This is a genomic window from Gordonia jinghuaiqii (genome assembly GCF_014041935.1).
In the GTDB taxonomy this organism is placed as follows: Bacteria; Actinomycetota; Actinomycetes; order Mycobacteriales; family Mycobacteriaceae; genus Gordonia; species Gordonia jinghuaiqii.
Window position 1 is genome coordinate 4,661,278 of sequence record NZ_CP059491.1, and the last position, 17,799, is coordinate 4,679,076.

The following is a 17,799-nucleotide window of genomic DNA, read 5'->3' on the forward strand; positions in this document are numbered from 1 at the left end:
CACCAGAACTCAATCGAGCGGACACCTCATGGCATCGTCCGACACTGCACTCGCGTCACTCCGCGAGGTCGATCCCCAAGAGGACATCGATCGTCTCCTGCAGGATCTGAAGACTTCGACCGACGGCTTGTCCGGCCGCGAGGCCGACCGCCGCCGCGTCGTCTTCGGCCCCAACGAGATCGTGCGACGACACGGCAGTCAGTGGGCGAAGCAGATCCTGGTCCAACTGACACACCCGCTGGCCCTGCTGTTGTGGCTGGCGGCGGTGCTCGCGTGGGTCGGCGACTCCCGGCCGCTCGGTATCGCCATCGTCGTGGTCATCCTGATCAACGCGGCATTCGCCTTCTTCCAGGAGCGACACGCCGAGCGGGCGGTCGAGGCCCTCTCGGACATCATGCCGCCCACCGCACGGGTCGTCCGAGAAGCCCCTGAAGACACGATCGCGGCGATCGATCTCGTTCCCGGCGACGTCATCCACCTCGGTGAGGGCGATCGGGTGTCCGCCGATGCGCGCTTGATCGCCGGTGCGGTCGAGGTGGACCTGTCCGCCCTGACCGGCGAGTCGGCGCCGGTGCACGTGCAGAGCGACTCGGATGCGCGATCCGGCCCCATCCTCGAGGCCACCGACATCGTGTTCAGCGGCACCAACGTCGTCGGCGGCGACGGTCGGGCGGTGGTCTTCGCAACCGGGATGCAGACCCAGCTCGGACACATCGCGGCCCTCTCGCAGACGGGCGTGCGGGACGAGAGTCCTCTCGAGCAGAAGGTGAAGCGGGTCGCCTGGTTCATCGCGGCGGTCGCGGTCGGACTCGGCCTCGCGTTCATCCCGCTCGGGACCCTGCTGGCGGGGCTCTCCCTGCAGGACGCGGTGAACTTCGCCATCGGCCTGCTCGTCGCCAACGTCCCCGAGGGCCTGCTGCCGACCATCACCCTCGCCCTCGCGGTGGGCGTGCGGGTACTCGCCCGCAAAGGGGCCCTGGTCAAACGCATATCCGCGGTCGAGACCCTGGGGTCGACCTCGGTGATCTGCACCGACAAGACCGGGACCCTCACGCAGAACTCGATGCAGGCGATGCGGATCTGGGCGTCCGACGGGGTCGTCGACGACGTCCGAGCGGGATACACGCCGACCGAGGGGATGCGGCGCCTGGCCCGGTCCGTCGTCGACTGCTGCACGGCCAGAATCGAAGTCGACGACGACGGCCAGACCCGTGAGTACGGTGATCCCACCGAGATCGCCCTGTTGCGCGGGGTCGCCGCGGCGAGGACAGGCGATGCGGTCGATCCGAAACCGGACCGGGTCTTTCCCTTCGACTCAGAACTCCGACGGATGTCCACGGTCGTCTTCGATCCCGACGGCGCCAGGATCAACGTCAAGGGCGCACCCGAGGACATCCTCGGCCGGTGTACGACGATCGCCGGAAGACCCTCGGACCGAGTCGATCTCGACGAGCTGCGCAACCTGGTGTCGGGATGGGCCGCCGACGGCCTACGCCTGATCGCCGTGGCCTCTCGCGACGTCGACACCGACACCGGACGCACCATCGACCGCGGGAGCGCCGAACAGGACCTGACGCTGCTCGGTGTCCTCGCGCTGCTCGACCCGCCGCGTGAGGGGGTGGCCGACGCCGTCGCGACGTGCCACCGGGCCGGCATCCGGGTGGTCATGGTGACCGGCGATCACGCGCTGACCGCGCAGGGCATCGCCCGCAGCGTCGGCATCGGCTCCGAACTCGGCCTGCAGGTGATCACCGGCCTCGAGCTCGACGGCATGTCCGAGGCACAGCTCGACGACATCCTGGGGCAGGGCAGCGAGCTCGTCTTCGCGCGCACGTCCCCGGAGGCGAAGGTACGCATCACCGACGCCCTGCGCGACCTCGGCGCGGTGGTGGCGATGACGGGCGACGGCGTCAACGACGCCCCTGCACTGCACCGGGCCGACATCGGGGTCGCCATGGGACGCAACGGCACCGACGTCGCCCGGGAGGCGGCGACGATGGTGCTCACCGATGACAACTTCGCCACCATCGTCAGCGCGGTCGAAGAAGGCCGTCGCGTCTACGACAACGTCCAGAAGTTCATCGTCTACATCTTCGCCCACGCCACCCCCGAGGTGATCCCCTTCCTGATGTACGCACTCTCGGGCGGCAACATCCCGCTACCCCTGACGGTGATGCAGATCCTGGCGATCGACCTGGGTACCGAGACCCTGCCCGCACTGGCGCTGGGACGTGAGCGAGCCGAACCGGGCCTGATGGACCGCGCACCGCGACCCCGTCGCTCGAGCGTGGTGACCGGACCACTGCTGATCCGCGCGTGGCTCCTCCTGGGCGGGGTCTCCGCGGTGCTGGTGATCGCGTTGTTCCTCGGCACGCTGTGGCGCGGTGGCTGGACCTACGGCACCTCGGTGAGCAGCGGCGACATGCACACGACCTGGCAGCTCGCCACCACGATGACATTCCTCGGGATCGTCGCATGCCAGATCGGTACCGCGATGGCGGCGCGAACCCAGCGGGCGTCGTTGTCCTCGATAGGTGTGACGACCAACCGTTTCCTGCTGTGGGGCATCGCATTCGAGATCGTCTTCGCGGTGATCGTGGTGACAGTTCCGGTCCTCAACGACGTGTTCGGGACGATCCCACCGCCCCTCGAACTCTGGCTGTGGCTGTTACCGCTGCCCCTGATCGTGTGGGGCGTCGACGAGTTCTATCGCCGGGTGCTGCGTCGCGTCGGATCACCCGCATGACATCGAGAGGATCGGCATGTCCCACATCCTGTCCGTGCCGATGAATCCCGCCCTGGACATCCACACCGCCGTCCGCCATGGCACCGCGGCCGGCGCGGCCGCCGTCATCACGCCCGGATAGGGAACCGTGTCGCCGCGACGATTTCGAACGACTCCTCTCCCAGGCCCCCGGGACGACCGTCCACGACTGCACACCGATCCGTGACCTCGAAACCCGATATTGAGGGGCCGGAGGGTCAACCATGGGCAGTACGACGCCGTGAAGAGGATGGGTGATCTCCGGATTCGCCGGACAAGGGGTTCTCGGGGTCGAACGGCCCGCGGATGTGCGGGTTCGCCCACCACAGGAGAATCACGATGAAAGCAGCAGTCGTCACCGACTTCACGGCACCGCTCGAGATACAGGACCTGCCCGTTCCCGAGCCCGGCCCCACCGACGTGCTGGTGAAGATGGAGACCAGCGGCCTCTGTCACACCGATATCCATGCCGCGCACGGTGATTGGCCGGTCAAGCCGTCGCCGCCGTTCGTACCGGGCCACGAGGGCATCGGCCGGATCGAGGCGATCGGATCAGAGGTGACCGATCGGGCCGTCGGCGACCGGGTCGCCATCGCCTGGCTGGGGTATGCGTGCGGTGCGTGCCGGTACTGCATCTCCGGCTGGGAGACGCTGTGCGAACAGCAGCGCAACTCCGGATACTCCGTGAACGGCAGCTTCGGCGAGTACGCCGTTCTCCCGGCCGCCTTCGCCAACCCGGTTCCCGACGCTGTGTCCTCGGTGGATGCGGGCCCGCTGACGTGCGCGGGTGTGACGACCTACAAGGCGGTACAGGTGGCGGATGTGCGCCCCGCGCAGACGGTGGCGGTGTTCGGGATCGGCGGACTCGGACACCTGGCGGTCCAGTATGCCCGGATCGCCGGGGGTTTCGTGGTCGCTGTCGACGTCTCCGACGAGAAGCTCGAGATGGCGCGCAGGCTGGGCGCCGACCACGTGGTCAACGCCAAGACCGAGGACCCTGTGGAGGCGATCGCCGGACTGGGCGGGGCAGATGTGGCCCTCGCACTGGTCGCCTCGGCCGCCTCCTTCCAGCAGGCATACGCCTCGTTGCGTCGCGGCGGCCGACTCGTCTGCGTTGCACTGCCGGCCGGTGATGCGACGTTGCCGGTGCCGATCTTCGACACCGTGCTCGGCGGCAAGTCCGTCATCGGATCCATCGTCGGCACCCGGAACGACCTCGCCGACGTCTTCGCCTTGCACGCGGCCGGCCGCACCGAGGTCATCGCCGAGACACGGCCCCTGGAGACGGTGAACGAGTCGATCAGCGACGTGCTGAGCGGCGCCGTACCGGCACGCGTCGTCTTCGAGTTCTGACCGCTTCACGGGTGCGCCGCATCACCCGTCCGGCGGCTGGAGGAATGTCCCGGCACCCCCGTGTCGTTGGCCGAGAGGTCGGCCGAAGACCGATGAGAACACGGTTCGGAACAGAGGTGCTGTCATGAAGATCGGAATCATCGGTGCGGGATTCATCGGCGGGACGCTCACGCGTCGGCTCACTGCCCTGGGCCACGACGTGCGGGTCGCCAATTCGCGCGCCCCGGAAACACTTGCCGATCTGGCGTCGGAGACCGGTGCCACGGCGGTGTGGGCCGCGGACGCAGCTCAGGACGCCGACCTGGTGATCGTCAGCATCCCGCAGAAGAACACCCCCGACCTGGCCGCGGGCATCCTCGACGCCCGCAAGCCGGGGGCGCCGGTCATCGAGACCAACAACTACTACCCGCAGCAGCGTGACGGGAAGATCCAGGAGATCGAGGACGGCACCCCGGAGAGCGTCTGGGTCTCCAAGCTGCTCGGCGTGCCCGTCTACAAGGTCTTCAACGGGATCTACTGGAAGCACCTGCTGAACAAGGGTGTCCCCGCCGGCACCGAGGGCCGGATAGCACTGCCGATCGCCGGTGACGACGCGGACGGAAAGAAGATCGTGTTCGCCCTCGTCGACGAGCTCGGCTTCGACCCGGTCGACGCGGGACCGCTCGCCGAGTCGTGGCGCCAGCAGCCGGGAACGCCGGTGTACGGCAAGGACTTCGGCGTCAAGGACACCATCGAGGCACTCGCCCAGGCCTCGCCGGAGCGCACCCCGGAGTGGCGCGCCTGAGTCCTGCCCACTTGTAGCGGCGAGGGGTCAGCGCCGCCTGGGGCGCCTGGCGCTCTTGGCGGCGCCCTTGCGCGGCGTCTTTCCCGCCGCCTCACGTGCCGCCTTCTTGGCAGCGGCCTTCTCCTTGGCCGAACGCTTCGGCGCCGGTTCGGAGCGCCCGCGAGATGACGTTGCCTTCCGGCCCCGGACTATGCCGACGAACTCGTCGGCCAAGTCGGTGGTCGGGGCCGGCCACAGTAGGCCGACGGTCTCGGTGGGGGCGTCGGTGATCGGGCGAAAGACCAGATCCTTGCGGTGGTGCAACCGCGCCAACGACTGCGGGACCAGCAGCAGGCCCACCCCGGCGGCCACGAGTTCGATTGCGTCGCCGAGGGTTTCGGGTCGATGTTCCACCGCGGCGCCTGGCCGGTCGGTCATGATGATCGGTTCGTCGAGGGGCCAGAGGAATTGTTCGTCGGCGAGGTCGGACAGCGTCAACTCGTCGCCTGCGGTGAGCACGTGGTCCTTCGGCACCACCACGACGGTGGTCTCCTCGTACAGGTCGATCGTGTGGTGCGGCCCGGCGTCGCCGTGCCGGAGCGCGTCGGGGAGTCGTGTGATGGCCGCGTGCACGTCTCCTTGTCCGACGGCATCCGCGCAGGCTGCGACGTCGAGGGCGACGAGCTCCAGCGGCACCTCCGCTCGACGGTCCGCCCAGATCCGGACCCACTTTCCCGGGGTCACGCCGGGGACATACGCCAGGCGGAAAACGGGGGCGTCGTCGGGCGTGGTCACGGGACAGAGGCTACCGCCCGATACCCTCGAGGAATGAGTTCGCAGTCGATGAAGCCGGCCACGGCCGCCAAGAAGCTGGACGTATACCTGCCGGCCACTCCTGCGGAGTTCCGGGACGGCCCCATCACCCGATCCGAGCTCGCCGCCCTCGAGGCGGACCCGCCGGAGTGGCTGCGCACCCTGCGCGCGAACGGACCGCACCCGAAGAATCTGGTGGCGGCCAAGCTCGGCATCTCCAACTCCGGCCTGGTCAGAGGCGGGATCACCGAGGCGCTGACCACCGCGCAGATCGACGAACTGCTGGCCGAGATGCCGGAATGGCTCGTCGCCGAACGCGCCACCCAGGTGGAGGCACGCCGCGAGGAGCGTCGGGTCAAGTCACTTCACGCCGACCGGCGTCGTGATCGCGAAGAGGCAGAGGCGGACCGCAAGTCCTGAGCCTCGGCCGTCGGGTCGCAGCGGTTAGGCAGATCGCGCACGGGGTACCCGTCGAACACCCATTGTTCGATCGAGGAGTAGTCCATGGACACCGCAGTCTGGATCATCATCGCCGTCGTCGTCGTGATCGTCGTCGTGGCCTTGTTGCTGTTGCTCCTGCGCCAGCGCAGAACCCACCAACGAGCAAAGGCCCAGGACATCCGCCAGAACGCCGCCCAGGAGGTCTCCGCGGTCCGTCACCGTGAGGCGATCGCCGAGGAGGCCGACGCCAAGGCTCGCCAGGCGAAGGCAGAGGCAGATGCCAAGGCCGCCGAGGCCAAGCGGCTCGACGAACTGGCCCGCACCCACAAGGGGCAGGCTGCCGAGTCACGGCACGAGGTCGAGAGCGAGTTCGCCCGGGCCGACAAGATCGATCCCGACGTCAGACGCAACAACGGCGGCGGCGACGGGGCCCACAGCCGCAACCCCGACCAGCACCCCGATCCTCGACAGCACCAGGGACCTGCCCAAGGCGATCAACCGCCCCTGAACGCCGGCCCGCGCGGAAACACCGGTCGCCACACCAACATCGACCCCCGGACCAACATCGACGCGCGTGGCAATGCCGACCCACGCGGCCACCAGGCCCCGCCGAACGCCCGCTGACCGCGGACCGGCCGGACGAGGACTCGCGTCAGCAGCGGGCCGTGGCGTGCGGGCCGCGCGCGATGTCGTGCGCGACTCGCTTTCCCGCGATCCACGTCTCACACTCGATCCACCCGAGTGCGTCGGTGTTCTCGGTCCGGGCGACGATCCGGGCCTCGCGCGCGCCCTTGGCGCGGTAGGTCCATTTGGCGTAGTACCACTGCTCGGCCCGGTGGGCGAAGTCCTGGTCGGTCCAGGTGAGGCGGTTGCCCGCGACGTCGTTGATCTCCAGGTAGTCGATGCCCTGCGTGCTCGACCTGAGCACGTAGTGCACCTCCTGGCCGTCCTTCGCGTCGACCGCTCCGGCCTCGGAAGTGCCGGCACCCAGCATGATGCCGACGGCACTCGAGAACGCCATCGTGCCCAGCACGAAACGCCTTGTGATTCCCATTTGTATCTCTCCCCCTGACGGCGCCCTCCCCAGGCGCAGGCCGTCACTGCGCAGAAAAATACCCCACGAGCCGGAAAAGTCCCAGGACCGGTGTCTCGGCGGTCGTATCTGGTCCCAGATTTTGCGTTCGTTTGTCACGCGAAAGAGGGTTCGGTCGCAGAGGCTGACCGATGGTGGCGATCTCAGTTCGCCAAGTGATACTCGTAACCAGTGTTAGCGACTAACATTTGTGTCGCTTTTGTCGGAGTCGCTCACTGATGCTCGACGTCGCTGAGACAGTGCCGTACCTGCGCATTCTGAACCGGAAAGGTTTCACACACCATGGCGTCGTATCTGTTCAAGCTCGGAAGGTTCTCCTTCCGGCACAAATGGGCCGTGATCTCGGTCTGGCTGGCCGCGCTGATCGCCGTCGGCGCGCTGGTCGGCGCGCTGCAGCCGAAGTTCGCCACGGACTTCAGCCTGCCGGGTACCGACTCGGGCATCGCCACCGATCAGGTCCAGGAGTACTTCCCCCAGGTCATGGCACAGCAGGAGCGGGCGTCGACCAGCATTCTGATCGCCGCCGACGACGGCCTCCAGAACCACGTCGAGCAGATCAACAAGCTCACCGAGGACCTGCGCACCCTCCCCGACGTGATCGAGCCGCAGACCGTGGTCAACCCGCTGGTCGTCGCGGCAGCCGATCCGGCCCTCGCGCCGTCGGTCGTCGGCGACAACGGCCGCGTCGGCCTGATCCAGGTCCGTCAGAACATCGAGGTGCTCGACCTGACCGTCGAGAACAAGGACCAGCTGGTCAAGATCCTCGAGGAGAACCGGGGTGACGGCCTGCAGGTCGAGGCCACCGGCTCGCTCATGCAGGTCATGGAGCCCGGCGGCGCCTCCGAGATGATCGGTTTCGCCGTCGCATTCGTGGTCATGATCGTCGCCTTCGGCGCTCTCGTCGCCGCCTTCATCCCGCTGGTCACCGCGATCGTGGGCGTGGCGATCACCATCATGCTGCTCAACCTGTCGGCAGAGGTGCTCTCGATCAACCAGTCCGCGACGGCCATCGTGACGATGCTCGGCATCGCGGTCTCCATCGACTACGCACTGTTCATCGTCTCGCGCTACCGAGCCGAATTGCGAAGGGGCGGCAGTCCCGCGGATGCCGCGGGCAGAGCCGTGGGTACCGCGGGATCGGCCGTGGTGTTCGCCGGCCTCACGGTCATCATCGCCGTGGTCGCGCTCGTGGTCATCGGCATCCCGCTCATCACCCAGATGGGTGCCGGTGCGGCCGTGGCCGTGCTGATCGCGGTCCTGGCCGCGCTCACGCTCATCCCCGCGATCCTCAGCGCGTTCGGACGGTTCGCGTTCCTGCCCAAGATCCCGTGGATCAAGCACGCCGAAGAATCCGAAACCGACACCATGGGAATCCGCCTCGGGCGCACCGTGGTCAAGTGGCCGATCCCGTTCATCGTCATCGGCCTGCTCGCCCTGGCCGGCGCCGCAATCCCGGCCACCAAGATGGAACTCGGACTCTCGCTGACCAGTGGGGACGAGATTCCCGCCCAGCAACTGCTCAGCCGCGGCTTCGGTGAGGGCATCAATGGTCCGCTGCTCGTCGTCGTGCACACCGACAACGGCCAGATCAAGACCGCCGCAGACGAAACGGTCAAGCACATCGCCGGCCTCGACGACGTCACCAACCCCCAGGCGCTGACCTGGATGGGGAACGCCGGTGGCCAGAACGGTGACACCGCGCTCATCACGGTCACCCCGCGGAGCGCGCCGTCCTCGCCCGCCACCCATGAGCTGATGGAGCAGATCCGCGAGTTCGCGCCGACCGTCGAAAGCCAAGGCGCGCAACTGCATGTGGGCGGTCAGACGGCGATCATGTCCGACCTGTCGTCCAAGCTGGACAAGGCGCTGATCCCGTACCTGATCGTGGTCGTCGGTCTCGCCTTCCTGATCATGATCGGGGTGTTCCGCTCGCTGTGGGTCCCGCTGGTCGGCACGATCGGATTCATCTTCTCCGTGCTGGCGACCTTCGGCATCACCGTCGCGATCTTCCAGGAGGGATGGGGCGGGCTCATCTCGCAGACGCAACCGATCATCTCCTTCCTGCCGATCTTCCTCATCGGCGTGGTGTTCGGACTGGCCATGGACTATCAGGTGTTCCTGGTGACCCGAATGCGCGAGGAGTATCTCCACGGCATGACGGCCAAGGAGGCGATCGTCGCCGGCTACAAGCACGGTGCGCGCGTGGTGACGTCGGCGGCGATCATCATGATCAGCGTCTTCGCCGCGTTCATGCTCTCCCCGGAGACAACCGCCAAGATGATGGGTTTCGCGCTCGCGGCGGCAGTCCTGTTCGACGCCTTCGTGATCCGCATGCTCGTCGTGCCGGCGGTCATCGCGCTGCTCGGCGACCGCGCCTGGGGCCTGCCCCGCTGGCTGGATCGCTTCGTTCTCAACTTCGACATCGAAGGCGAGTCGGTCCGCCACCTCGGACTCGAGGATTCTCGGGACGAGGACTCCAAGACGCCGGTGCCGGCATCCTGACGAGTTAAATGTTCAGATGCACGTGAGCGACACCCTCACCGACGCCCCGGGAGTTGTCCCGGGGCGTCGGATGGGGTTGCGCGAGCAACACAAACAGCGCACCCGCAACACCATTCGACATGCGGCGATCGCCCTCATCGCCGAGCAGGGGTACGCCAAGACGACCGTCGAGCAGATCGCCGAGGCAGCCGGCGTCTCGCACACGACGTTCTTCCGCTACTTCCCCACCAAGGAGCTGGTCGTCGTCGGCGACGAGCATCTGCACGACGAGGCCCGGTCCATCGTGGCGTCCATGCCACCGGGTTTGAGCCATTTCGACCTCATCCGACGGCTCCTCTCCGAACTGCACAGACTGACCGTCGACGACCCCTGGGTCGGAAACCCGTTGCGCATGAACCTGATCCGTACAGAGCCGCTGCTGCAGAAGACCTTTCAGATCGAGTCGGAGCGGATGCTCTCCGGCGTGACCCAGCTGGTCGCCGACTACCTCGGGATCGACGCCGACGACTTCGGACTCAAAGTGTTCCTGGACGCCGTGGCCGGAGTGGCATGCCAGCTCTCGGCCGACCCGGACAACGTGTGCGGCCCGCCGCGCATCGAGGCGACCCTGCGTGCCATCGACCTCCTCGAGCAGGGACTCCCACTCGGGAGATGATGGAGCGTGATCGCCTCTGTACGAGTCGTTTTGGTTGGCGAAGGAAACCTCTGACCGATTCGACTCGGGCAGCCCGCCCTGCTGAGGCAGTACGCCGATGCGAGGTAGAGCGGCTGTCGGTCTAGTCGGCGAGGTGCGACCCGACGCCGGACTCGTCCTCGACGTACAGCAGCGCCCTCACCCGCACATCCCGGGTGCGCTGCAGGTGGCGGGTGATCAGGTCGCGGGCCGTGACAACGTCCCGGGCGCCCATGGCGTCGATGATCTGCAGATGCTCGTCATGACTGTGCGTCAGGTTCCCCGGCTCGGCGAGTGACCGCGTCTCATAGGTTGCAAGTTGAGAATTCAAGCGCTCCAACACTTCACAGATTGTGTCGTTACGCGACGCCGCGGCCAACACTCGGTGCCACCGGGCATGTAGCTGACGGGCCCGGGCCGGATCGGTCTCAGCGACAGCATTCTCGTGGACCAGCGCCAGCCGCGCGAAGTCGAGTTCGGTCGCATGCCGGATCGCCGACTCCACCGCCTCGGCCTCGAGCGCGATTCGCACCTGGTAGATGTCGAAGATCTCGTCGGGGGTCCGTACCCGGACGACCGCTCCGCGCGGCCCCCGTTCCACCAGACCGTCGGCCTCCAGTCGTAGGAGCGCGTCACGGACCGGCGCACGCGAGACCCCGTGCCGACTGCTCAGCGCGACCTCCTGCAGCGCCCCGCCCGGGGGCGGGTTGCCGGCCAGGATCTCCTGCCGGATGACCTGATACAGAGCACCCTTGGCACCGCCCGCGTCGACGCCGGGCTCCCCGGCTCCTCCCGAGCCGGACACCGACTCCAGGTCTTCTCGTGGCACAGGCGCTCCTCGGGCGGCGATGGTGGTTACGGCTCGGCGGCACGGCAGGTCGTTCACTGCTCGTACCGGATCGACACACTCTCCACGAACTCTCTGTCGGTGAAAAGTTCACGCTGCGCGGAACTCTTGCACCAGGCCAGCATACAGCCGTATGAATACGTCCGTCGACACTTGTAGACATCCGTCGACATCGCCGTTGACCATGATTTTCCGGCGGTTGCCCGCCCTGGGTCGGCGACCCGAACCGAGCAGAGGATCCCCGTGAGTGCACTGCGCGACGATCGCACCTCCGCGGACAGTCCCATCCTCATGACCACCGCGATGGGCGTGGGAATGCACCTCGGCGCCTGGCGACATCGTTCGGGTGACCCGTTCGACTACCTGACCCTGGACTTCTACGAGCACATCGCCAAGACCGCCGAGCGAGGTGTGCTCCACGGACTGTTCCTGGCCGACACCCTCGCCCTCTCGGAGGAGAACCTCGAGCGGCCGAACCTCGGTGCGCTCGATCCGATCGTCGTCCTCTCCGCGCTCGCCGCGGTCACCGACCGGCTCGGCCTGGTGGCCACGTCGTCGACGACGTTCAACGAGCCGTTCAACCTCGCGCGCCGCTTCTCCGCCCTCGATCACCTCAGCCGAGGCCGCGCGGGATGGAACGTAGTCACCACCTTCGTGCCCGATGTCGCGGCGAACTTCGGGGCGAGTGACCTTCCCCGGCACGACGACCGCTACGCCCGCGCCGAAGAGGCGATGGACGTCGTCACAGCGCTGTGGCACAGCTGGGGCGACGGTGCGCTCACCGGCGACAAGGACGGCGGGCAGTTCGCCGACCGCAGCCAGGTGACGCCGATCGACCACGTCGGAACCCACTTCTCGGTCCGCGGGCCACTCACGCTTCCCCGCACCCGACAGGGCCGGCCGGTGGTATTCCAGGCCGGCGCGTCGGAGTCCGGCCGCCGGCTCGCAGCGCGCACGGCCGATGTGGTCTTCACTGTCCAGAACACCCGCGCGGCCGCCACCGAGTTCCGCGCCGACATACGACGCCGTGCAACGGAGTTCGGCCGTGACCCGGATTCCGTCAAGATCGTGCCCGGGCTCGTGCCGGTCATCGGTGCCACCCGGGACGAGGCCCGCGGTCGCAAGCGCGCACTCGACGACCTCAGCGCCGACGCCGAGCTGCGCAAACTCGCGCTGCGGATCGGCGTCGGTGTCGACGACCTCGAACTGGACAAGCCACTTCCCGCCGACCTTGTCCGGGCGAACTCGTCGTTCAATGCCTCACAGGGTTTCCGCGACGCCGCGGTCCGGCTCGCCACCGAGGAGAACCTGACGGTTCGAGAACTGCTGTACCGCAACGGCGGCGGCCACGTTCAGGTCGTCGGTACACCTGACGACGTGGCCGATCTGATCGCCGACTGGTACGGCGCCGGCGCCGTCGACGGCTTCAACCTGATGATCGACGTCCTGCCCGACGGTCTCGAAGACTTCGTCGACCAGGTCGTCCCCCGGCTCCAGGATCGCGGACTCTTCCGCACCGAGTACCAGGGCAATACATTCCGCGACGATCTCGGCCTCGCCCCTGCCACCCGACCCGTCGCCTGACCGACATACCCGTCCAGCAACAACGCCACCGCCCCAGGAGAACCCATGCTGCAGATTTCCCGTATCGACCTCGCCGAGGCCAAGGCGCTGATCGCCTCCGCCACCGAACGTTCACTCGAGATCGATGTGCCGATGTGCATCGCCGTCGTCGACGAGAGCGGCTACCTCGTGGCCTTCGACCGCATGGACACCGCCAAGATCACCAGCGTTTCCCTGGCGGTCGACAAGGCGTTCACCGCGGCCGGCGCCCGCAACCACACGTCCTTCTACGGCACGGTGTCCCAGCCCGGTGGCCCGGCCTGGGGCATCAACCAGACCAACGACGGGCACTTCAACGTCATCCCGGGCGGTGTCCCGATCATCGTCGACGGCAGCGTGATCGGAGGCATCGGGATCAGCGGCGGCAACTCCGCCCAGGACGACGACGTCGCCGCCCACGCCATCAACCGCGCCGGCGTCGGTCAGCCCGTCGAGGTGCCGGCCACCGCCGGAACACACTGATGTCGCACACGCTCCCACCCACCGGCATCATCGGCGCCGCCCTGACCCCGTTCACCGAGGACAACGACGTCGACCAGGCGCGGCTCGATTCGCTGCTCGACATCATGGTCGGGCACTGCGACGCGATCTCGCTCCTCGGCGCGGAGGTCTCCGAGTACCAGATCCTCGACGAAACCACCCGTCTCGCGACCCTGCGTGCCTCCATCGACACCGTCGGCAAGCGTGTCCCGGTGCTGGCTGGCGCCTCGCACTCCGACGTCGCAGGCGTATTGCGACTCGCGGAGTCCGCAGCCGACGCCGGCGCCGACTTCATCCAGGTCCTGATGCCGCGTCATCCCGGCGGCAACCCGGCGGGTATCGGCGACCTCACCGCCTACTTCGAGCGGATCGCGGCGTCGAGTCCGTTGCCGATCATCGCCTACCACAACCCATCTCAGGGAACCGACACCGATGCACCGACCATGGCCGAACTCGCCCGCATCGACGGCGTGGTCGGCTTCAAGGAAAGCTCACGCGACCTCACCAAGATCGGCCGGCTGTGCGCCGAGATCGACTCGGCCGGGCACGCCCGGTACTACACCACCATGCAGGCCCTGCAGACGACACTTCTGCTCGGCGGCTCGGGCGCGATGATGCCGCCACCGGGCACCGCAATCGGTGCGCAGGTCGTCGCTGCACATCGCGAGGACGACCACACCCGGGCCGCACAGTGGCAGCGCCACTTCCGTCAGTTCCCCGGCCTCTGGGGCAAACACGGCCTCACCACCACCATGAAGGCGGCGATGGCGGCCCTCGGCCACGATCTCGGCGGCCCCGCCGCACCCTTCCGCCCGATGCCCTCGGCCGACTCCGAACACCTTGCACAACATCTGGATTCACTCGATCTCGACACCCTGTTCCCGGTCTCCGCGTCCGCCGGAACCACCTCGAAAGGCCACGGCTCATGACACAGACAGTCACACCACCGGAGAAAGAGACCCCTGAACAGCGCAGCGGTCGACGCCACGCCTTCGCCGGCGCCTACCTGGGCTGGATGTTCGACGGCTATGAGACGTTCGCGACCGTCCTCGTCGCGTCGTTCATCGTCAGCGACCTCGTCGGTCCCGACGCCTCCGCGTACTACGTCGGCGGCATCCTCGCGATCACGCTGCTGTCCTGGGCGATCGGCGGCCTGGTATCGGGCGTTCTCGCCGACCGGTACGGGCGTCGCCGGGTCATGATCGTGTCGATCCTGTGGTACTCGGTGTGCGCCGGACTCACCGCCCTCGCGCCGGCCTACGGCGTGCTGCTCCTGCTGCGCTTCCTGACCGGACTCGGCATGGGTGCCGAATGGGGCGGCGGCAGTTCACTTGTCGCCGAGACCGCACCGCCCAAGCGTCGTGGCCTGCGGATCGCACTGCTGCAGAGCGGCTTCGGCGTCGGCTTCCTCATCGCCACCGGCGTCTGGCAGCTCGTCAATCAGGGCAACCCGGGTGACTGGCGCTGGATGTACGCACTCGGCGTCGTCCCCGCTCTGCTCGTCCTGTATATCCGCCGTGCCGCTTCCGACTCGCCGCTGTGGGTCAAGGCCGATCAGCAGCGCCGTGCCGTCACCGCCGCCCTGGCGTCAGGTGCACTGCGCACCGAGCAGGCCGTTGAATTGATCAAACCCACCATCAGCCAGGTCTTCTCGCACCCGGTCTACCGCCGCCGTGTCGTGATGCTGTCGACCGGGGCCCTCGCGTCGATGATCGGCTGGTGGGCCGTGTCCACCTGGATTCCGGCCCAGGCCCGCAGCATCCTCGTCGGCACGGTCGACGACGTGCCCAGCGCCGTCACCCTCGTGGTCCTCACCTACAACGCGGCCGGTGTGGTCGGCTACCTCGTCAACGGCTGGCTGGCGGATCTGGTCGGACGCAAGCCGGTGATCTTCACCTTCTTCCTCGCCTCGGTCGCCGTCACCCCCTGCATGTTCCTGCTGCCCGACAGCAAGAATTCGCTGGTCTTCTGGGCCGCGGTCAACGGTTTCTTCACCCTCGGCCAGATGACCTGGCTGGCGCTGTACCCGAGTGAGCTGTTCCCGACCAACGTCCGGGCCACCGGCATGACCCTCGTGTTCAACCTCGCCCGGTTCCCGGCCGCCATCGGCGCCCTCATCAGCGCTTCGCTGATCACCGCGTTCGGATCGATCTCGAGCGCCGCGGTCATCATCGGCTGCGCCGGTTACGGTCTCGGGGTCCTGGTCACCTGGTTCATGGGACCGGAGACCCGCGGCACCACCCTGCCCGCACCCGCCCAGATAGACGAGAAGCTCGACGCCGCCCCGGAAGGAGCCACCCGATGACGAGTTCCACCGACGCGGTCGGGGCACTGCACCGGCCCCCGTCGCCACTGGAGGACCCCACGAGCCCGCTGTCGCGGATCGCGCAGCAGCCCCTCATGCTCGGTTTGTTCCTTCCCACGCAGACAGGCGGCTTCTCACAGTCGACGTATCCGCGCGACACCCGCTGGGACTTCAAGTACAACCGGGACCTCACCCTGGCGGCCGAATCACACGGACTCGACTTCGTCTTCGGACTCCAGCAGTGGGTGAAGAAGGGCGGATTCGGCGGTGAGACGAACTACCGGGAGAACTTCCTGGACCCGTTCATCTCCACGGTCGCACTCGCACCGCTGACCTCGCGGATCGTCACCATCTCGACGGTGCACGTACTCTACGGTTCCTGGCATCCGCTGCACCTCGCCCGCTTCGCCGCGACCGCCGATCACATCGCCGACGGCCGCTTCGGTCTGAACATCGTGACCGGTTACGACGCCCGCGAGCCGCTCATGTTCGGCATGGATCGCATCGAGCACGACGAACGATACGCGCGCGCAGACGAATTCGCCTCGATCATGGAAGACCTGTGGGCGGGCGAGGAAGACCTCACCCATCACGGCAGGTGGTACGACCTCGAGTCGGCGTACGTGTCTCCGCGTCCGGGGTTCGGCCGCCCGATCATGGTGTCGGCCAGCGCATCTGCGGCGGGATTCGAGTACGCCGCCAAGCACTCCGACATCGTCTTCACCTCGAGTCGCTCGGGCGCTCCGTACGCGGACGCGATGAAGTCGATCCCCGACATCACCAAGGAGATCGACGCCGCCTTCGATCGGACCGGCCACCGTCACAAGACGATCGTGTTCCCGATGGTCATCTGCAAGGAGACCCGCGAGGAGGCCTATGCCTATCGCGATGCCATCACCGGCGCCGCCGACACCGCATCGATCGTGAACTACGACGCCCGCCATCGTGCCGGCGACGCCCAGGGCTGGCCCGAACACGTTCCGGCGGACCGGGTTCTGGGTGGACACGTCCAGATCATCGGCAGTCCCACCGACGTGGCGGACCAGCTCGAGGGCCTCCACTCAGCCGGTGTCGACGGCGTTCAGCTCGGGTTCTACGACTACGGTCCTGAGCTCGAATTCTTCACCGAGGCCGTGCTCCCCATACTCCGGTCGCGCGGGCTCCGCGTGCCCGACCCCGTGGTCGGCGATGCGGCACTGCACGACTCGAGAGAAGCGGCGACCGTCCGATGACCGTCGACGCATCCACCGAGACCGACCGGCCTCCGCTGGTCCGGGCCGACCACGACGGACCGGTCACGACCGTGACACTCGCGAACCCGGACCTGGCCAACGCGCTGACCTACGGCGCCATGAAGCAGTTCATCGACGCACTGCGCTCGGCGCACACGCAGGGTTCGTTGCTGCTGGTGGTCCGGGCCGAGGGTGACGACTTCTGCATCGGCCGGGACCAGAAGGAGAAGGTTCCCGGCGTCACCAAGGCGCAGTCGCTGGGACTCATTCTCGAGGCCAACACGGCGCTCCGGGACTTCCCCGGTGTCAGCGTCTGCGTGATCCGCGGTCGGGCGTTCGGCTTCGGTAGCGGCGTGGCAGTTCAGTCCGACCTCACCATCGCCGCCGACACCGCGACACTCGGCTTCGACGAGGTGCGCCACGGTCTCGCTCCGCTGGTCGTCGCGGAGTACCTGCCCGAGCTCATCGGTCCCAGGGCCGCGAGCGACCTGGTCTACACCGGCCGCGAGGTGTCCGCCCGCGAGGCGTTGTCGATCGGCCTCGTGAGCCGTGTCGTCGCCGAGGCGGAGCTCGACGCCGAGGCGCAGCGGCTCGTCGACGGTCTCGTGAACACCGAACCGGGCGCGCTGCGATTGCTGAAGAGCTACTCGACACGATTGCGCGCGGGGGCGATCACCAATCCGCGGAGCTCCGCCGTCGCCGAGCTCGATGCGTGGCTGACGGCCGGGCGCCCCGAGTACCCGTCGCCGCCCTCGGGGTAGACCGCCGCTGGTCGACACTCGTTCGGTTCCGCCGCCTCCGCGATCGGCGCCGTGTAGTCAGCGGCCCGGCCGCGGCGGCTGCCGTTCGTCCGGCGAACTTTCGCTCTAGGATCGTGGGGTGACCACGGATGGCAACGCCCGGCCTCGCA

Annotated in this window: 15 protein-coding genes and 1 pseudogene; 13 read left to right on the forward strand and 3 right to left on the reverse strand. The window is 67.6% G+C overall.

Features of this window, described 5'->3' with window-relative positions:
• Positions 1 to 28 precede the first annotated feature (28 nt).
• The 3 genes and pseudogenes from H1R19_RS20745 to H1R19_RS20755 all read left to right on the forward strand — a co-directional run.
• Positions 29 to 2,746: a cation-translocating P-type ATPase gene (locus H1R19_RS20745; RefSeq protein ID WP_219850044.1), complete on the forward strand. Its 2,718-nt coding sequence runs from the start codon at positions 29 to 31 to the stop codon at positions 2,744 to 2,746.
• A gap of 357 nt (positions 2,747 to 3,103) precedes the next feature.
• On the forward strand, positions 3,104 to 4,117 hold the full coding sequence (locus tag H1R19_RS20750) for a zinc-dependent alcohol dehydrogenase (protein WP_188328194.1): 1,014 nt from the start codon (positions 3,104 to 3,106) through the stop codon (positions 4,115 to 4,117).
• A gap of 112 nt (positions 4,118 to 4,229) precedes the next feature.
• A pseudogene (locus H1R19_RS20755) lies at positions 4,230 to 4,901 on the forward strand (NADPH-dependent F420 reductase); the annotation flags it as partial.
• Between the two features lie 27 nt (positions 4,902 to 4,928).
• Here H1R19_RS20755 and H1R19_RS20760 read toward each other — a convergent pair.
• A complete protein-coding gene (locus tag H1R19_RS20760) occupies positions 4,929 to 5,675 on the reverse strand; it encodes a LysR substrate-binding domain-containing protein (protein WP_188328196.1) in 747 nt (248 codons plus the stop codon).
• Between the two features lie 48 nt (positions 5,676 to 5,723).
• Here H1R19_RS20760 and H1R19_RS20765 point away from each other — a divergent pair, with 48 nt between their 5' ends.
• A complete protein-coding gene (locus H1R19_RS20765) occupies positions 5,724 to 6,113 on the forward strand; it encodes a DUF5997 family protein (protein WP_188328511.1) in 390 nt (129 codons plus the stop codon).
• An 84-nt stretch (positions 6,114 to 6,197) separates the two neighbouring features.
• On the forward strand, positions 6,198 to 6,758 hold the full coding sequence (locus H1R19_RS20770; protein WP_219850045.1) for a hypothetical protein: 561 nt from the start codon (positions 6,198 to 6,200) through the stop codon (positions 6,756 to 6,758).
• A gap of 28 nt (positions 6,759 to 6,786) precedes the next feature.
• On the opposite strand, the gene H1R19_RS20775 is transcribed toward H1R19_RS20770, so the two are convergent.
• Positions 6,787 to 7,188, reverse strand: coding sequence for a hypothetical protein (locus tag H1R19_RS20775; protein WP_188328198.1), 402 nt, complete (start codon positions 7,186 to 7,188; stop codon positions 6,787 to 6,789).
• Between the two features lie 321 nt (positions 7,189 to 7,509).
• Between H1R19_RS20775 and H1R19_RS20780 the strand changes: the two genes are divergently transcribed.
• Positions 7,510 to 9,729 carry an MMPL family transporter gene (locus H1R19_RS20780; RefSeq protein WP_188328199.1) on the forward strand — a complete coding sequence of 740 codons (2,220 nt, stop codon included), beginning with the start codon at positions 7,510 to 7,512 and terminating at the stop codon, positions 9,727 to 9,729.
• A 70-nt stretch (positions 9,730 to 9,799) separates the two neighbouring features.
• Positions 9,800 to 10,384, forward strand: coding sequence for a TetR family transcriptional regulator (locus tag H1R19_RS20785; RefSeq protein WP_372631997.1), 585 nt, complete (start codon positions 9,800 to 9,802; stop codon positions 10,382 to 10,384).
• 121 nt (positions 10,385 to 10,505) lie between these two features.
• On the opposite strand, the gene H1R19_RS20790 is transcribed toward H1R19_RS20785, so the two are convergent.
• Positions 10,506 to 11,231 carry a GntR family transcriptional regulator gene (locus H1R19_RS20790; protein WP_219850047.1) on the reverse strand — a complete coding sequence of 242 codons (726 nt, stop codon included), beginning with the start codon at positions 11,229 to 11,231 and terminating at the stop codon, positions 10,506 to 10,508.
• A 261-nt stretch (positions 11,232 to 11,492) separates the two neighbouring features.
• On the opposite strand from H1R19_RS20790, the gene H1R19_RS20795 reads away from it, so the two are divergent.
• Genes H1R19_RS20795 through H1R19_RS20820 form a run of 6 tightly spaced genes read left to right on the forward strand, consistent with a single transcriptional unit; the run spans position 11,493 to position 17,650 of the window.
• Positions 11,493 to 12,833: an LLM class flavin-dependent oxidoreductase gene (locus H1R19_RS20795; protein WP_219850048.1), complete on the forward strand. Its 1,341-nt coding sequence runs from the start codon at positions 11,493 to 11,495 to the stop codon at positions 12,831 to 12,833.
• Between the two features lie 45 nt (positions 12,834 to 12,878).
• A complete protein-coding gene (locus H1R19_RS20800) occupies positions 12,879 to 13,334 on the forward strand; it encodes a GlcG/HbpS family heme-binding protein (RefSeq protein ID WP_188328202.1) in 456 nt (151 codons plus the stop codon).
• Entirely contained in the window at positions 13,334 to 14,281 is a 948-nt protein-coding gene (locus H1R19_RS20805) for a dihydrodipicolinate synthase family protein (RefSeq protein ID WP_219850049.1), read from the forward strand. Before H1R19_RS20800 ends, H1R19_RS20805 begins: the two co-directional genes overlap by 1 nt.
• Positions 14,278 to 15,657: an MFS transporter gene (locus tag H1R19_RS20810; RefSeq protein WP_188328204.1), complete on the forward strand. Its 1,380-nt coding sequence runs from the start codon at positions 14,278 to 14,280 to the stop codon at positions 15,655 to 15,657. The genes H1R19_RS20805 and H1R19_RS20810 overlap by 4 nt, the downstream gene beginning before the upstream one ends.
• Positions 15,654 to 16,889, forward strand: a complete 1,236-nt coding sequence (locus H1R19_RS20815; RefSeq protein WP_219850050.1) for an LLM class flavin-dependent oxidoreductase — start codon at positions 15,654 to 15,656, stop codon at positions 16,887 to 16,889. The genes H1R19_RS20810 and H1R19_RS20815 overlap by 4 nt, the downstream gene beginning before the upstream one ends.
• The gene (locus H1R19_RS20820; RefSeq protein ID WP_219850051.1) at positions 16,886 to 17,650 is read left to right on the forward strand and encodes an enoyl-CoA hydratase/isomerase family protein; all 765 of its coding nucleotides are present in this window, start codon (positions 16,886 to 16,888) and stop codon (positions 17,648 to 17,650) included. Before H1R19_RS20815 ends, H1R19_RS20820 begins: the two co-directional genes overlap by 4 nt.
• The last annotated feature ends 149 nt before the right edge of the window (positions 17,651 to 17,799 follow it).

What these genes read in the sequence shown, in the direction of transcription:
- H1R19_RS20765 (WP_188328511.1), top strand. Translation starts at nt 5,724, where the DNA reads ATGAAGCCGGCCACGGCCGCCAAGAAGCTGGACGTATACCTGCCGGCC.
- H1R19_RS20810 (WP_188328204.1), top strand. Translation starts at nt 14,278, where the DNA reads ATGACACAGACAGTCACACCACCGGAGAAAGAGACCCCTGAACAGCGC.
- H1R19_RS20820 (WP_219850051.1), top strand. Translation starts at nt 16,886, where the DNA reads ATGACCGTCGACGCATCCACCGAGACCGACCGGCCTCCGCTGGTCCGG.
- H1R19_RS20750 (WP_188328194.1), top strand. Translation starts at nt 3,104, where the DNA reads ATGAAAGCAGCAGTCGTCACCGACTTCACGGCACCGCTCGAGATACAG.
- H1R19_RS20775 (WP_188328198.1), bottom strand. Translation starts at nt 7,188, where the DNA reads ATGGGAATCACAAGGCGTTTCGTGCTGGGCACGATGGCGTTCTCGAGT.
- H1R19_RS20780 (WP_188328199.1), top strand. Translation starts at nt 7,510, where the DNA reads ATGGCGTCGTATCTGTTCAAGCTCGGAAGGTTCTCCTTCCGGCACAAA.
- H1R19_RS20785 (WP_372631997.1), top strand. Translation starts at nt 9,800, where the DNA reads ATGGGGTTGCGCGAGCAACACAAACAGCGCACCCGCAACACCATTCGA.
- H1R19_RS20770 (WP_219850045.1), top strand. Translation starts at nt 6,198, where the DNA reads ATGGACACCGCAGTCTGGATCATCATCGCCGTCGTCGTCGTGATCGTC.
- H1R19_RS20745 (WP_219850044.1), top strand. Translation starts at nt 29, where the DNA reads ATGGCATCGTCCGACACTGCACTCGCGTCACTCCGCGAGGTCGATCCC.
- H1R19_RS20815 (WP_219850050.1), top strand. Translation starts at nt 15,654, where the DNA reads ATGACGAGTTCCACCGACGCGGTCGGGGCACTGCACCGGCCCCCGTCG.
- H1R19_RS20800 (WP_188328202.1), top strand. Translation starts at nt 12,879, where the DNA reads ATGCTGCAGATTTCCCGTATCGACCTCGCCGAGGCCAAGGCGCTGATC.
- H1R19_RS20805 (WP_219850049.1), top strand. Translation starts at nt 13,334, where the DNA reads ATGTCGCACACGCTCCCACCCACCGGCATCATCGGCGCCGCCCTGACC.